6 protein-coding genes are annotated in these 16,441 nt (G+C 61.4%); 4 read left to right on the forward strand and 2 right to left on the reverse strand.

The window, feature by feature from the left end; genetic code table 11:
- Positions 1-68 precede the first annotated feature (68 nt).
- The 3 genes from ACWDXS_RS22995 to ACWDXS_RS23005 are packed head-to-tail and all read left to right on the forward strand — an operon-like array spanning position 69 to position 8,388.
- The gene (locus ACWDXS_RS22995) at positions 69-1,901 is read left to right on the forward strand and encodes a hypothetical protein (protein WP_449968512.1); all 1,833 of its coding nucleotides are present in this window, start codon (positions 69-71) and stop codon (positions 1,899-1,901) included.
- Positions 1,901-3,352, forward strand: a complete 1,452-nt coding sequence (locus tag ACWDXS_RS23000) for a hypothetical protein (RefSeq protein ID WP_449968515.1) — start codon at positions 1,901-1,903, stop codon at positions 3,350-3,352. The genes ACWDXS_RS22995 and ACWDXS_RS23000 overlap by 1 nt, the downstream gene beginning before the upstream one ends.
- The gene (locus tag ACWDXS_RS23005; protein WP_449968517.1) at positions 3,349-8,388 is read left to right on the forward strand and encodes an FtsK/SpoIIIE domain-containing protein; all 5,040 of its coding nucleotides are present in this window, start codon (positions 3,349-3,351) and stop codon (positions 8,386-8,388) included. Before ACWDXS_RS23000 ends, ACWDXS_RS23005 begins: the two co-directional genes overlap by 4 nt.
- A gap of 198 nt (positions 8,389-8,586) precedes the next feature.
- Here ACWDXS_RS23005 and ACWDXS_RS23010 read toward each other — a convergent pair whose 3' ends face one another.
- Positions 8,587-9,456: a deaminase gene (locus tag ACWDXS_RS23010; RefSeq protein ID WP_449968520.1), complete on the reverse strand. Its 870-nt coding sequence runs from the start codon at positions 9,454-9,456 to the stop codon at positions 8,587-8,589.
- Positions 9,457-9,862: 406 nt separating this feature from the next.
- Between ACWDXS_RS23010 and ACWDXS_RS23015 the strand changes: the two genes are divergently transcribed.
- A complete protein-coding gene (locus ACWDXS_RS23015) occupies positions 9,863-14,926 on the forward strand; it encodes a Helicase associated domain protein (protein ID WP_449968523.1) in 5,064 nt (1,687 codons plus the stop codon).
- A 556-nt stretch (positions 14,927-15,482) separates the two neighbouring features.
- On the opposite strand, the gene ACWDXS_RS23020 is transcribed toward ACWDXS_RS23015, so the two are convergent.
- Positions 15,483-16,427 carry a hypothetical protein gene (locus ACWDXS_RS23020; protein WP_449968526.1) on the reverse strand — a complete coding sequence of 315 codons (945 nt, stop codon included), beginning with the start codon at positions 16,425-16,427 and terminating at the stop codon, positions 15,483-15,485.
- Positions 16,428-16,441: the final 14 nt, after the last annotated feature.

Genomic DNA, 16,441 nt, shown 5'->3' on the forward strand with positions numbered 1-16,441 from the left:
TCGCCGATAGGGACATTGACAGCTAGAATTCCACAGCGCTCCCGGATCGGTCGACGAAGGACAGCAGCATGCCGCTAGAGGTCAACAAGCACGTCCAACGCATACGTCGCTACCAGCCGTTCGATGTCGACACCTCTGAGATGATCTACGAGCTGCAGGCAGACTGGACGCAGTCGCTGTTCCCCGTCGTGACGCTCGACTATCTGCTGAAGGCCATAGAGCGACCCACCACGAAAACTATTGTCCTGACCGGGGACGCCGGGCATGGCAAGACAAGCCTGTGCGCCAGCCTTCTGACTGCGCTGCGGAACGATGCCGAGACGGTCACACCAGAGGTCCGGAAGGCAGTTTTCCGTGAGCTGTCCGAGGCCGGCAACGCCAGCCGCCCAATCGGCCGGACCCATAGTGGACGCCCGCTGTACATCATCAGGGATCTCAGCGAGATCAGTGTGCAGGCGGGTGCTCGCAAGCTCGTGGAACTGCTCGACCCTCCGGACGAAGGCGTCGCGATCATCTGCGCAAACGAGGGCCAGCTACGTAAGTGCGTCGCCGAAGACGACAACCTTGACAAGGGAGGCACCGGTCGCGCCAAGATTCTAGTGACGACGCTCGCGGAAGGAATCGTCCGCGGGCAGGTAAGCGACCCCGACAGCACGGTCACTGTCATCAACCTCAACTACCAGTCCGTAGCAGCCGACAACCCCAACGGCGGGCTCATTCTTTGGGTCCTGAAGCAGTGGACCACGACGCAATGGTCCCGGTGGAAGCCCTGCGAAGCCTGTGATGCACGGAAAGTCTGCCCAATCCTGGCCAACCGCAACGAACTAAGCGATCCCACCAGCGGGCCTCAGCGCCGGGCCGCGATCAGGGACGTGTTCGCCGCTGCCGAGCGCACCGGAGCCGTAGTAACGACCCGTCAGGCGCTGTCGGTGACCAGCTACATGCTCACCGGTGGACTGTCCTGTGAGAACGTCCATGCCAGATACCAGTGGTCGCACTCGAACACGTTGTGGCAGGCTCCACACTTGTACCACCAGGCTCTCTTCGGTGACCGGCTGACCCAGCAACAGCGGCATATGGTTCCCGCCTTCTTCGCGCTACGAAAGCTGGACCCGGGCAAGGTCTCCCGTCGCAAGGTCGACGACCGGCTGGACCCGGACACGGCTGGCCACTTCCCACCAGCGGACGCCAGCAGCTACCTGCAGAAAGTCCGTACGAGTCGGGACGCTCAGAAACAGGCCGAACAGTTGCGGGGCCTGTACACGTTCTTGCGACGAGCTGACTTTTTCAACAGTGACGACAACAAGGACCGGTTCGCCCGCATGGGCCTGGAGGCTGGCGACGACTTCGTCAGTGTCCAGGACAAGAACCGGGACCTGGCAGACACCAGAGTGCGTGACCGCTTCCTCAAAGGCCTGGAGGCCGTCCAGGGCATTCACCGAGCGGGGAGCAACCCTGACTTCTTGATACTTGACCCGGCCTTCTTCACTCACCGCGCCCGCGCGGCCGTGATCTCTCGACGAGTGCCCAGCAAGGGGGTTGAGGTCGTCGATCAAGTCACCCAGTGGCAGCAGGAAGGCCGGGCGGACGTTGCCCCCGAGATGCAAAAAGCAGTCGAATGGCTCAACCGGGCCGTCTACATCCGTATCCCGGCCGTCGACCCTGACCAAGATGCAGTCTCGGTGGAAGCAGACCTCCTGCGCTTCGAGTTGCTGACGCGGTGGGCCGCGGGCCTGCGTAGCGAGGTCCAGCACGAGGCCGAGATCCGTGGCCTGAGCGGATCCTTGGCAGAGCTGGCTGACTCGTCGAACAAGGACGACGAGATCCAGGTACTGGTGGGCAATGTCATGAGAAAGCTTATGATCGACGTCGGCGACAAGATCAGGTCGGTGCGTGCGTGATGGCTGATCGTTCAAAGGCCGAGGTCGTCCTTCGCCTCTTCGGGGTGAATCTCGAACAGCAGGGCCGCGGCTTTTACGTACCGCTCGAGATGCTCGCGATCGCCCGCGGCGTCTACCTGGCGCATCAGGAAGCCCCGGAGAAGTTCGCAGGACTTCTGGACGACGGAGCCGACACGGCCTACAAGAGGACCTCGCACGACCTGGCCCGGCGGATCGCGACCAAGACCCGCATCGTCGAGGGCGACGAAGAACTCGGCAAGGCCGTCGAGTTGGATTCTCCCGAGACGTTGGAAACGCTCCACGCCCTGTTCTCGTCTCTATTGGTCGAGATTCCTGGGCGTCGTAGCCAACCCAGTTGGTTCGGCGCGCACATCTATCCGTTCGTGGGTGAGCTCATCCACTACGACGCAGTCGAACGACGAATCAAGCAAAGCGATGCTTCCCTCAAGAAGAGCGCCAAGAAGCGCACGCAGGCCAGCAAGGTCGCCGTTGGCATCAACGCTCCGAGTATCGAGCGTTACCTCTTCCGCGATGGTGGTGGATGGGCTTACAAAGTCCTACGCAGCGACCTTGATGTTGCCCGCAAGGAAGCGACACGACAGGGCCTGGCCGACCTTGTACGGGACAGCGGCACTCCACTGGGCAATCTTGCCAAGGCCCTCAGCGCGCACGACTTCGACTACGACGAAGCGCCCGTGGAGGGCTCAGACGCAGGAATCGAGCTACACGAGGATCTCAGCCCGTGGCCGGACCTAATGAGAGAGGGGACCCGGAACATCGTCACCCGGATTGCGACGGTCCCCAGAGCCAAACGCACCGAGAGCCTCATGCATTGGGTCCCCTACTGCTTGGCACGCCACCAGTTGCACCTCGCACGCACGAAGCTCGGTGCTACCGATCGCGAGTCGGTCCTGTTGGACTTCGGCAACGAAGCAACCCCGCTGCGCAGAGAGTCGGCGAAAAACCTCGCAGTCTGCCGCAATGACATAGTCAACGCGATCAACGTCCAGGCGCTGGCAATGATCGACGAAATCGAAGCCGACGGCGATGAGGCCAAGAAGCGCCGCTACGAGAGATTCACCAAGGAGGCCGGCAACGCAGTCGCCTCGCCCCGAGCGTTCTTCAGCGAGACCCTCGCGGCCGTGGGAGCCCTGAACGCGACGGTCGGGCGCCGACACTTCACCATGAAGCCCCCGATGCTCGAGGGCCTGGTATCTGCGACCGTCGCGAAGGGTACAGAGATGGAGTTCGACCAGTTCTGTGCACTGCTGTACGAGAAGTACGGGCTCGTTGTGGAGAACAAGGTCGCGGCCGCGAGCCCGTTGGCCTACGAGGTCGACCCATCGGTCCTTGACCACAACGGCAAGGCGTTTCGGGAAAAGCTGGCCGCTATCGGTCTGCTCACTCAATATTCAGATGCGACCAGCATGGTTCGAGGGGAGCCCCAGTGACCTCCAGCAGCGTCCGAGCCCTCGGTCGATTCGTCGCCGACGAAGCACTCCGCAAGGTCACGGAGATCAGCGGAGCCCGTGCCGTCCTGCGCATCAGCGGGTTCGATCGGCCGACTGTTGCCGAGGCCCTCCGTAGGACGGCCCAGAGCCTGCTGGAGTCACCGGACCGTCAGGTCGTCGTCAAAGTCGGCACCTCAGAACCGATCGTGGGCGTACCTGTCGAATACCTGCTGGATCCGCAGGACCAGCTGACAAAGTGGCGAAATTCGGGCCAGGGTACGGCGGCGTTGCTCTTCGAGTGGGGTGAGTCGCCAGACGCACAGGGTTTGGCGGCCATGAACGCCCTTGACGATGCCGCAATCCTGGGCGAACACCACGACGCCGCTGGCGAGCGCGGGTTCGACAGGTTCATGGCAGAAGCATGGCGGGAGGCTGGTGGCATCGGCACCGTTCCGGCACTGATGGCCACCTCTCTGTCGGAGATCTGGCGTGCCGTCACCGAAGTGGAACCCCGTTCCTTGCACCGCTGGGCAGCCTTCCTAGCCGAGACCGCGCAGAAGGTTGCAGCAACTCAGATCCATACCTCTGACGTAGTCTTACCTGAGATCTCAGCAGCCCTGCCAGCTCTTGACCTCTTCCCGGACCGAGCCCTCTTCATCAAGCCCGCCGCGCTGCCTGCCCGGATCAAGAAGAACGTGTCGGTCAGTGCCTTCAAACAGCCCACGGGCAAGGAGATCACCGAAGACGACTTGATTGAGCGCATCGCCACGACCGAGTTCAGCGAGGAGTCCCTGGACCATATCGGTACGGATTCTGAGACAGCCAAAATGCGCATGCGCAGCCTCGTTCTCGACCTCAACCGCAGTGGATCTACCCCGCAAGATCCTCGTCAGCTGCGCTGCGAACAGGACCTGACCCTCTGGCTTGAAGTCTTCGAACAGAAATCCAAGAAGATCGGCCTGGGCCAGCAAGTCCGGCAAGAGATCGAGAGGACGGCCACGGAGCGGGTCGACGAGTTCGATGCCATTCTGATCGAAGACGCGCTCGACCGCGGAGACCAGGAATCGGCCCAGCGCTTCCTTGACGAGGCTCCCGCAGGTGGGGCCGAACCGTTGGCAGACCTTCTGTCCAAACGATTGCGCCGCAAAGTTGAGAAGCTTGCCTTCCCTGACTCGCAGTTCGTCCAGGACCCACTGCGGGCCCTGCTGCGCGAGCTGACCTATTTCGCCGACGAAGAGGAAGGCTCCGTTGTCGTCGGGCTTGAAGGCGACCAGGAAGCCGGGCGGTGGAGCCGCTGGCTGTTCGCCTTTCTATACGCACACACCCTGCGTGATGTCCAGGACTCCACCGGTCTTCGCTTGACCTTGGAGGTCAAGAACTGCCTGCTGGACCTGACCAAGCCGCCCCTGCCGGAGGAAGACGAACCGTTTGACACGAACGCCGAGTGGGGCCCGCTGCGCATCCTGGTCGAGATGGACGGCGCCGCCCAGCGACGCTTTCGCTGGGACCCCGTAGGCATCCCCGGGCAAATCGCACTGGCAGCTCTCATCCATGGCTGGCGAAACCCACCTGGCTACGCCAGCAATCTGACGTTCGACACTTTCCTCGAGAAGTTCAATGACCCCCGGCTGTGGCAGGTCGACGAACCTGTGCCTGTCCCTGCATCACATTTCGCCAGCCAGTTGGAGCGCCTCAAGCTCGAGCATTTCGAGCGATTCTCCGACGGGCTCGATGCAGGGAACATCAACGATTATGTCCGCGAGTGGGAAAGCATAGTTCGCGAAGCTCGCACCACCCTGGTTCCCGACAATGCTCCGGACGCAGACCTTGAGGCTGTCGTCTTAACCGATGTCGTCAGACTGGCCGATCATCGCATGATGATGCTGGCCACCCACCCGCTGAAGCTGCGCTGGTTGGCAAAGAACTACGCCGAGGCCGCCAGCAGCATCGAGACCGCCTTGAACAAGGAGGGAGGTCTTAGCCTCAATCAGGAGAACGAGGACCTCTTCTTCGACGCCATCGACCGGATCTCCCCGCATGGGACCCCTGCGGTCGTCGTCGGGCCCGGCGGCACGATCGCAATTCCGATGCGGGAATCGGCTGGGCACGAGGAGTACGTGCCAGTCCGCTACGGCGGCAACGAGTCCAAGGACTGGCTGTCGAGCGTGGACGAGACCGCGATCGACGAGATGGTCCGCGTCATCACTGACTATCTGACGACATACCCCCACAAGCTCGACGGCCTACGCGTATTGCTTCTGGACCGCAACGGCGACCCTGTCTTGCCCATGCGTGTGGCAAAGCAGATGCGGGCCAAGAACCCTCGCCTGAAGGTTGATCTGGTCGTGCTTGCTCCCCAAGCGACCCATCACGAGATTATCCAGGGTTTCGACGTGCAGTTCTCCGGCTCGGAGATGTCCGAGGACAGCTTCTTGCCTGACGTCCAACTCATCCTGCAGGCATGGGAGCCCGACCAGAAAGCAGACCTGTCAGGGCTGGAAGATACCGTCGACCTCGCTCTGGCTCCGGCGCTGTTCGGCACCCAGACCAGCATCAAGGAGAGCACCAAGAAGGAATCCTTGTCCGGCTCCTTCAACTCCTGGAAGCACCCGGCTTCACACAACCTGGCTCAGACCAGCGAGAACGTCGTAAGAGCACTGTTGCCCGAGACCACTGACGAGACTCTTGAGTCCTGGTCGACGCTGTGCGTGCGCTACGACCGCCGTTCCCCTGTCTCCCGGGAGAGTGTCGACGGCATTGACTACTTCGAGATGCAGGTACAGTTCGACCAGCACCAGGACTTGTTCGCCACTCTGCACTGCGTTGCACACTGGGTAGTTACCCTCGACAGCTTCATCGGCCGTGAGCAGATCGATGCTCTGCGAAATCGCCCCGACGTCATCCTCGTCAAGCCCAATGTCGGCAAGAACGAGTCCTATACGCTAATTGTCAGTTCGCAGACCGGTCAGCAGTTCGTCGTCCAGCGACTGCGGCGCCGACTGGAGCAGATCGGGGTCGTCACCTCGCAGAACTCCGAAGGCACCGCTAAGCGGATCTACGAGGTCGGCCGCAATGTGGCCCCTGGCGCCGTGCTGCGCTCGCTGGGCATTGGCACCACAGTCAACGAAGTCGTCGGATTGGTCGCCACCCGGTTTGTCATCGACCAGCAGTTCCCCGTCCCTCGCCAGGGCATAAGCCTGGTCACCTGGATCAGCTTCGACGAGCACCACCGCTGGTTCGGCCGTGGACACAAAACCCGTGCCGATTTGGGCAGGTTCGTGCTGACCGTTCAGGACGACGGCACGGTCCAACTTGATGTCCTGGTCGCCGAGTCAAAATTCCGCCAGATCTTTGACGTCGGCTCGGCCGAGGAACAGCTCAATCGCACCACCGACCTGTGCGAGGACGCATTCCGCTCGGATGGCGGGGCTCGCCATGACCGCCCCTTCTGGCTGGACGAGCTTGCCGCCGCGATCACTCAGACCAGTGGACATGCTCTCCAGGCCGCAGACCTTCCTGCCCGAACCATTATCGGCGACGACGACCACCGTCAGGCCGAGGCAACGGTCCTTGACGCCTTGCGTTCCGAGGATGTCCAGCTCGGTCAAGTCACCGGCGTTGCCGTGGCAATTTCAGCCGAGGACGATCAGCCAGCCCCTGCGGTCGGAAGCCTCGGCAAGCACATTCTGGTGAGATTGAACAAGCACGAGCTGCTGAACCTTATCGGCGCTCTGCGCGCCAACCATGACCCCACCAGTGCCGACTCCCTCGTTGTCTCTGGGCATCTCAGTGCGACAGTGAAGGTTTCCAGCGCCGTCGGCAGGACCGCCTCAGCAGGCATCTCCGCCGAACTGCGCACTGTGGAAGTACCGACGGCATCTGTCGAAGTTGTCGAAGCGACTGCTCCGACAAATGCTCCGATAGCGGCAGTTGCGTTTCACCCTGTCGAAGCGGTGGGACCTGCCCCTCTGCAGACTCACCGCAGTGGGCTCCCCGCGGAGGAGCTGAGGCTTCGATACAACAAGGTCGTCGACGTCTTTGCTCGCCACAAGGTTGCAGTCACAGCCCCGAAGGTCGGTAAGTGGCAGGAAGGACCCGGCTTCTACATCTTCCGGTTTATCCCCAATCCTGGGGTCACCGTAGATAAGCTGACCAACCGTCGCGACGAGATCTTTTTGGCCTTGGCACTGCCCTCCGGGTTCAGCATTCGTACCCGCAGCGACCGCGGATCCGTGCTCTTCGAGATCCCCAAGATCGACGACGAGAAGTATGGGGTCGACGCAAAGGCACTGTGGCAGCGGTGCCCGACTGACCCCGGGAGCCTCATCGCTCCGCTGGGCGCCGACATCGAAGGTAACCCGGTCACCATCGACCTGTCCTCTGCGGACTCGCCGCACTTACTGGTGGCCGGCACTACCGGATCAGGGAAGTCTGTCGCCCTGGACACGATCCTCAAGGGGTTGGTCCGGTACGACAAGGACACCCTGCGACTCCGCCTCGTCGACCCCAAGGGTACCGAGCTTGTCGACTTCGAGGACGACCCTCACCTTGATGGCATGATCGGTATGGACGCCACTGACGCTATCGAGATTCTCGAGGAAACCGTCGAAGAGATGGCTGTGCGCTACAAGGACATGAAGGCGATCCGCACACGCAAGCTCGTCGAGTACAACGCCACGGTCGACAAGGCAGACCGCAAGCCCTGGATCGTCATCGTCCTGGACGAGTACGCCGACCTCACAAGCGATCCCGAAGAGAAGAAGCAAATCGAAGCGCTGCTCAAGCGCCTGACGCAGAAGGCCCGCGCTGCGGGCATCCACGTCATCGCAGCTACGCAGCGCCCAAGCGCGGATGTTATCTCGACGACTATCCGCTCCAACTTCCCCGCCCAACTTGCCCTGCGCGTCAAGACCGCTACCGACAGCCGCATCATTCTGGACGAGACCGGAGCCGAGGCTCTGGCCGGACAAGGCGACGCCTTCCTACACACAGCCAAGGGCACCATACGAGTGCAGGTTGCCTACGACGGGAGCTGACCAGGCCCCGCTATATTTCGCGCAGCGAAACGAGCTCGCCACGCCGTCACCCAACTTCGGCGGTCAGTACACATAGGGAGTGTGTAATCGCATCTCACTCCGGCCAATTGCGTACGGATTCCTTCCCCGTGAGCCGCCCGGACGGTAAGCCTCACGATGTCCAGCTCTATTGGAGGCACGCAGGCTGGACGGCCTGAGCTATCCCGGCGAATCACCCTCGGGCAGGCGGATCTCCCATCTGATGGTGACCGAGACCGGTCCAGAACCGCCGTAGTCGGCAGTGGGTTCGATCGCGATGACTTTGCAGAGGACATGTCCGTGCTTGTTGCGCATCACACCAATAGCGCCCAGGTGGATCTTGGGAGAATGGTGTCCGTAGTCAAGTGCGTCAGGATCGTCGATCTCGTTGAACTCGTTCGCATAACGCGCCAGCGCGACGATGCCGGGCGTTCCGCCATAGAGGTAGATCGCCGAGGCACCGCAATTGGTCCATTTGGTTTCCCAGGAAGCAGCATCGGGGTGCTCGTCGGCGCTGATCGTGAACCTGCCCCCGTTCGTCGTAAAGTCGAACTTCGCGCCCGCGCTCATGCCGGTTCCCCTTGTGAAAACCTTGGTGAAATCTGCGTTGACGCCGCGCGCTTGCTCGCGAAGACTGGCTGGAAAGTCCCGGAGTTGGATGCCGCGGTCGCGCAGGTATTTCCATCCGAGGCGGTTGACTTGCGGATTGGGGTCGTACTCACCTATGTGTACGACCGTTATGCCGGCCTCTGCGATGAGCTCGGCACACGGAACCCGAGCCGTCCGGGAGTTTGCGCACGGCTCCAACGTCGTGTAGAGCGAGGCCCCGGTTAGGCCACTGTCAGCCACGCGGGCTTTCTGAAGGGCTACTTGCTCTGCGTGAAGGCCCTCAACCTCGCCTTTGTAGCCAGTTGCCAGTATCGTATCTCCTCTGGCTATCACCGCGCCGACATGTGTGTTCCCAGGAGAATTCCGCGCTTCTTCGATCGCTTGTGCAGCGAACATCTGGTCGATGTCCTTGCGCGAGTGGGTGTTTGAGCCATGGTCCACGCCCAGCATGGTAGCCCTGCGACCACACGTGAACCTCACGGGCCATCACTTGATCAGCAGCGTCGAACCGACTCATCGATAACAGCATCAACGAGTGTGTAACCGACATCTCACCCCAGTGAGTGGTGCCACTCTGCACTCCCGAGGACTGAAGCAGCCCGAGATCAGCGGCATGGGTGGATGTTCCGGCGAACGCGATGGCGATCAGACTAGAGCGGTACCCCTACCCGAGTGCGTCGTCCCGATAACCGGTCATCGCAATGGCACCGGTCACGACCAGTGCGGGAACACGACTCATATCGTTTATGTCAGACCCTAGCGCTAGGCTCGGCCACCTCCTCCCGGGCTCGGCAGCGTTGCTTGGCCCGACTGATTCGTGTTCTCGAAAGCAGGACGAGCCCGCCACATGGCCACACTGACCGACCTTTTGGACCAACTGGACCCCGATGACAACGTTCACAAGGGTGCGCAGTTCGAGCGGATTTGCCAATGGTTCCTGACCCATGACCCGGCATACGCTCACGAGATCCGGCAGGTATGGCTATGGGATGATTGGCCTGGTCGCTGGGGCGCAGACGCCGGGATCGACCTGGTCGCCGTGGATCGTCAGGGCAACTTGTGGGCGATCCAGGCCAAGGCTTACGCCGAGAACACCTCGATTACCAAACATGATGTCGACACGTTTCTGTCCGAATCTGCGCGCTCCGTCTTCGCGTTTCGCCTTCTGATCGCGACGACCAATCGGATCGGGAGCACCGCCAAGCGCACGCTCGAGGCCCAAGAGAAGCAGGCAGCTGTACTGCTGCGGGGGGATCTCGAGGCAGCACAACTCGACTGGCCCGAATCTCCCTCATCTCTGAGAGCCAGACCGGTAGTGCCCAAACAGCCGCGCCCGCACCAACGTTCTGCGATCGAGGCCGTGGTGAACGGGTTCGACAGTGGCGACGACCGGGGTCAGTTGATCATGGCATGCGGCACCGGTAAGACGCTGACCGCCTTGTTCGTCAGCGAGGAACTCGCTGCCGATCGGACTCTGGTGTTGGTTCCGTCGCTGGCGTTGCTTGCTCAAACCCTGCGGGAGTGGACAGCGAACAGCACGCTGGGATTCGACTTCCTGCCCGTCTGTTCGGACCGAACCGTGGCGGACAGCGATTCCGCGGCTTCTTCGACGAGCGATCTCGGGTTGCCGGTTACCACCGATCCCGAGGATATCGCGGCATTTCTACGCGGTCCGGGACGTCGGGTCGTGTTCGCCACCTATCAGTCGTCGCCGCAGATATCGTCCGCGTTCGGCCTTGGGGACGTTCCCGCGTTCGATCTCGTGATCGCGGACGAGGCCCACCGGTGCACGGGTAGGATCTCCCCGGATTTTGGCGTCATCCTGCGTCCCGGGCTGATCGAGACTCGCCGACGCTTGTTCATGACCGCCACGCCTCGCCACTTCACCGGCCAAACCCTCAGTGAAGCGCAGGAAGCCGACTTCGAGATCGCCTCTATGGACGACCGAGAGACGTTCGGGCCGGTGTTCCATCGACTCGGGTTCGCCGAGGCCATCGACAACGAATTGCTCACCGACTACCGCGTCGTCGTGATCGGTGCGGATGACAACACCTACCGAGAGTGGGCTGACCAAGGCCGCGTGGTCACCACCGATGGGGCAACGGTCAGCAATGCTCGCATCCTCGCCGGACAAGTAGGTTTGGCCAAGGCGATGCACCGCTACAACTTGCGGCGAACCATCAGCTTTCACTCGAGGGTTCGAGGCGCTAAGGAGTTCGCCGCCGGATTACCGGCAGTGATCGACTGGATGCCACCGGACCAGCGGCCGTCCGGCAGATTGTGGGCCGGGCACGTTTCCGGTGAGATGCCCACCGGTCAACGCCATGTTCTGCTCCAGCAGCTGGGCGGGCTTCACGATTGCGATCGAGCGCTGCTGACCAATTCCCGTTGTCTCACAGAAGGAGTCGATGTCCCGGCCCTCGACGGTGTCGCGTTCATCGACCCTCGACGATCAGTAGTCGATATCGTCCAGGCAGTCGGTCGCGCGATCCGACTCGCCGCGGACAAAACCATCGGCACCATCGTCATTCCCGTCTTCGTCGACACCGACAAGAACCCTGCTACGGCCTTGGACGACTCCAGCTTCAAACCGGTCTGGGACGTCATCAAAGCGCTCCGTTCCCACGATGACCGGCTCGGCGAGGCTCTCGACGAGCTTCGATATCAACTCGGCAAGCAGGGTGACGGCGGGTGCGGGCGTATCCCCGACAAGATCGTTCTCGACCTCCCCGTGACCGTTTCTCACGAATTCGCCGATGCCTTCGATGTGCGCCTCGTCGAGCAAACGACAACTAGTTGGGAATTCTGGTTGGGGCTCCTCAAGCAGTTCATCGAACAGGAGGGGCACGCACTCGTTCCGGCGACCCATAGAATCAACGGCCACGCCCTCGGCTCCTGGGTCGCTATCCAACGGTATCGACAAGCCAGAGGTTGGCTGGACACGGTCCGTAAACACCGACTCGACCGTGTGCCCGGCTGGACCTGGGATGCTCTCACCAGCCAGTGGGAGGAGGGTTTCGCTCGACTGGTGGCCTACGTCGAGGAGCACGGACACGCGATGGTTCCGCAGTCCTGGGTCATCGACGGATACCGACTCGGTACGTGGGTGACGATCCAACGCACCAACCACGCTGAAGGCCGTGGCCTGCCGGATAGAGAGGAGCGCCTCCAGGCGCTGCCCGGCTGGTCCTGGGATCCCCGCACCGACCAATGGGAGCAAGGTTTCCGATACCTGATCGCATACGTCGAGGAACACGGCCACCCCCTCGTTCCCAAGCCATACATGGTCGGGGACTACCGTCTCGGAAGTTGGGTCGGAACGCAGCGCAGCAGGTACGCCAAAGGAGCGCTCGCTGAGGCCCGTGTTCAGCGGCTTCAGGCCATACCTGGCTGGTCCTGGGATCCGGATTCCGACCAATGGGAAAAGTATTTCGCGATGCTTTCGGCGTATGTTGAAGAGCACGAGAATGCCCGCATACCAAGGAACTTCACTGTTGACGGCCACCTTCTCGGAAGCTGGGTCAGCAACCAACGTCAGTCCCTGAAGAACGGAAAACTCGCCGCTGATAGGGCCGAACGGCTCCAAGCCCTGCCTGGTTGGAATCCGGGCGACCCTTGGGAGGAGTGGTTTCTCCTGCTCGTGGCGTATGTCGAAACGCATGGGCACACTCGTCTACCGAACAAGTACACAATCGGTGACCACCGCCTCGGCAATTGGGTTGCCAAGCAGCGCGACAAATACGCTGCCGCTACTCTGGCAGCCGACAAGATCGAGCGGCTGGAAACCTTGGCAGGCTGGACTTGGGATCCCTTCGCCGATCAATGGGAGGAGGGCTTCCGATTTCTCGCCTCATACGTCCGCGAGCGCGGACACGCCCGCGTCCCGGGACCGTACACCGTTGACGCCTACCCGCTGGGACAGTGGGTAGGCGTTCAGCGCAGCGGTTTCGCCAAACAGCGCCTCCCACAGGCTCGAATTGAACGGCTCCAAGCCCTGCCGGGCTGGTCATGGGATCTCGCAACTGATCAATGGGAGGACGGCTTCATCCACCTCACCGATTTTGTCCAACAGAACGGCCACGCCCGCGTACCGCAATCGTATGTCAACCACAACGGCTTCAGCCTCGGTTCATGGGTAGGCACGCAGCGCAGCAAATTCGCCAGGAAGACGTTGCGCCCGGAATGGGCCGAGCGGCTCGAAGCGCTGCCCGGTTGGTCCTGGGATCCGATCGCCGACCAGTGGGAAGAAGGATTCACCCACCTCGCCGACTTCGTACAACAAACCGGCCACGCCCGCGTACCGGGACTGTATGTCGACCCGACCGGCTTCCGCCTCGGGCAATGGTGCAAGGTTCAGCGCCGCGCACGCGCGAACGGAACTATCTCCGCTGACCGCCTAAGTCGGCTCAATGCGCTGCCCGGTTGGTCCTGGGATCCGATCGCCGACCAGTGGGAAGAAGGATTCACCCACCTCACCGGCTTCGTACAACAAACCGGCCACGCCTGCGTACCTGATGCGTTCACATCACCCGATGACTTCCGACTCGGTCAGTGGGTAGGCGTTCAGCGCCGCACCCACGCCGATGGAACCCTTTCCGCTGACCGCCTAAGTCGGCTCGAAGCGCTGCCCGGTTGGTCCTGGGATCCGATCGCCGACCAGTGGGAAGAAGGATTCACCCACCTCACCGACTTCGTACAACAAACCGGCCACGCCCGCGTACCGGGACCGTATGTCGACCCGACCGGCTTCAGTCTCGGGATATGGGCAGGCACGCAGCGGAATAGGTATGCGAAAGGGCGGATCACAGAGGAACAGGAGAAACGGCTCGACACCTTGCCTGGCTGGAGCTGGGACACGCTCACTGATCAATGGGAAGACGGCTTTGCTCGGCTGACCGCCTTCATCGAGCAGTACGGGCACTCGCGCGTCCCACAGAAATATCTCGACCAGGCGGGCTACCGCCTCGGGGGCTGGGTCGCAACCCAACGCCAGCGGTACGCCAAAGGAAGCCTCGCCCCAGCGCGGGCGAACCGGCTCGAAAAAGCTTCGCCCGATTGGACCTGGGACCCCTACCACGACAAGTGGGAGGAGGGTTACGCCCACCTGGTCGCCTATGTCGAACGGCACGGCAACGCTCGCGTACCCAAGGCGCATACCGTCGATGACTACCCCCTCGGCGAATGGTGCAAGCGCCAACGCGACGCCCGATCGAAGAGCAACCTGGCGGCCGATCGGTTTGAACGACTCGTTGCACTCCTGGGCTGGAGCTGGGACCTCGATGACAATAAGTGGGAAGAGGGCTTCGCCCACCTCGTCGCCTATGCCACACAGCACGGCCACACCCGCATACACAGAGAATACGAAGCCGACGGCTACCGCCTCGGGAACTGGGCCTCCAACCAACGCGCCGCCCGATCACGCGGCATCCTGTCATCTGAGCGGGCAATTCGGCTCGAAGCCGTACCCAACTGGAGCTGGGTCGTCCTCGATGAAAGGTGGGAGCAGGGCTTCGCCCGTCTCTTGGCCTACGTCGAGCAGCACGGCCACACCCTCGTCCCCCAAAAGCACATCGACCAGACCGGCTTCAACCTCGGCACATGGGTATCGACACAACGGATGAGACACTCCAAGGGCATCCTCACCGCCGACCGCACTGCGCAACTCGCAGCCGTGGCAGGCTGGAGTTGGGACCCCACCGCTGACCAATGGGAGAAAGGTTTCGAGCGCCTACTCGTCTACGTCGAACAGGAGGACCACGCCCTCGTACCCCAAAAGCATATCGATGAGACGGGATTCCGCCTCGGCGTTTGGGTTCTCACCCAACGCCGACGAATGGTCAAAGGGGCAATCTTGAACGAACAAGCGAAACGCCTCGAAGACCTGCCCCGCTGGACCTGGGATGCCAGATGATTGGTCGACGCCAGAGGCAGTTGCAAGGGTACGTGTCATCGATCCGGCTTGCCGGAAGGCGGGTCTGGAAGGATTTTCATCGTGCCCTATTCCAGAGTTCAGAGTGAGGACATGGTCCGGGTCACCCCACCACCATGAGGATGGCGTGACTTTGGAGCAGATTGCTGCGGATTTGGGGTCATCCGGTGCCGTTATCGCAATGGATACAACAAGCTGACATCAACGAGAGTTTGAAGTCTGGGACGACCACTCGACTAGCCAGAACATCCGGCAATTGGCGTTTCAGGATGCTCAGGCCAACTCGATGGTGGTGGTTCGGTCGAAGACCGATATCCGGACAGGGAGGTGACGATGTCGTCTCCTCCCTTGCTCAAGCCTCAAGGAGTGTGTAACCGACATCTCACCCCGGTGAGTGGTGTCGACTCTGCACTCCCAAGGAGGTGAAGCAGCCCGAGCGGCATTGCAAGGTCGAGAAATTCGCCGCTGTACTCCGGTGGGCCGTACGTTGCACATGTGCTTCGGGGCCTACGTTGCCGTATCCTCCAATGCTTCTGGATCATCGCACTGACACGCACTTTTCCGATTGTGGGAGAGCGCCCCCCGTGCATTTTTCAGTGATATTTGCTAGTCCGGTGATCCGAAAAGGGCGACCTGCATCGTTAAGGATCGCCGTATGCGCCTGACCTTGGGATGCCCAATCGAGTTGAATATCAAATTCGCAGTCGCATTCCGTCGCGGCTACCTCGACCAACAAGGACTCAGGTTCCGAGATCGAAACAATATATGGAAAGCGAATAGGTTTCCGCTCCTGTAATGGCATTCTGTGCGCAAGGGACTCGAAATAGTGCGTATCTAAGACGGGTGGCGATCTGTCGACGTCGAAACTGACCCAGCGAAACGCGGGTCCGGAGCCTTCTGTGAAATACCTGGTTCCCTGTACTGCCGGTCGCCGCTGGAGAACTCCGATTCGGAGGTCGGTGAGCGTCACAGATGCCGACGAAGTCCCTTGTACTGTAAGGATGATGCTGCGATGTTCGGCAGGCACGGCGTTGCTCGCGGTTGCCCAGCCGTTCCAGTCGCCACTATAAGCCGGTCGCGCAAGAGCCTCGGCTGGCTCTCGGGTGGAAACCCATCCAGCTGTGGGATAATGTTTGGCGTTCACGGCAACGGTAAGGGGAATACCAAGATTTCGTTCACCGTTTTGCGGCCATACCAGCCACACTGAAATGCAAGCTGCCACAATGGTGAGTACAAGTGCTGGTGCAATCAGGACAGTTCGAAAACCCGAGCTGCGCCGTGACGAGCCAAACTCGACATTGCTGTTGATCGGCTGTGCCGGGACAAAGTATCTCGATCGTGTTCTACGGACGATGTAGTTGATCTGCGTGTTGTGGTCGCCGAATTGGACACCGCGCCCGTCGGACAGGTCGACCAAAGTTCGCTCGGTGCTGCCGATTTGTCGGCCGGTCGGATCATCGCCAGGATCCAGCTGCTGCCCCACGGCGTAACTTCCTA

It is taken from the genome of Nocardia sp. NPDC003183 (assembly GCF_053590715.1).

Bases quoted from the DNA above. Each gene is read 5' to 3' on its own strand.
- ACWDXS_RS22995 (WP_449968512.1), top strand. From the start codon at position 69: ATGCCGCTAGAGGTCAACAAGCACGTCCAACGCATACGTCGCTACCAG.
- ACWDXS_RS23000 (WP_449968515.1), top strand. From the start codon at position 1,901: ATGGCTGATCGTTCAAAGGCCGAGGTCGTCCTTCGCCTCTTCGGGGTG.
- ACWDXS_RS23015 (WP_449968523.1), top strand. From the start codon at position 9,863: ATGGCCACACTGACCGACCTTTTGGACCAACTGGACCCCGATGACAAC.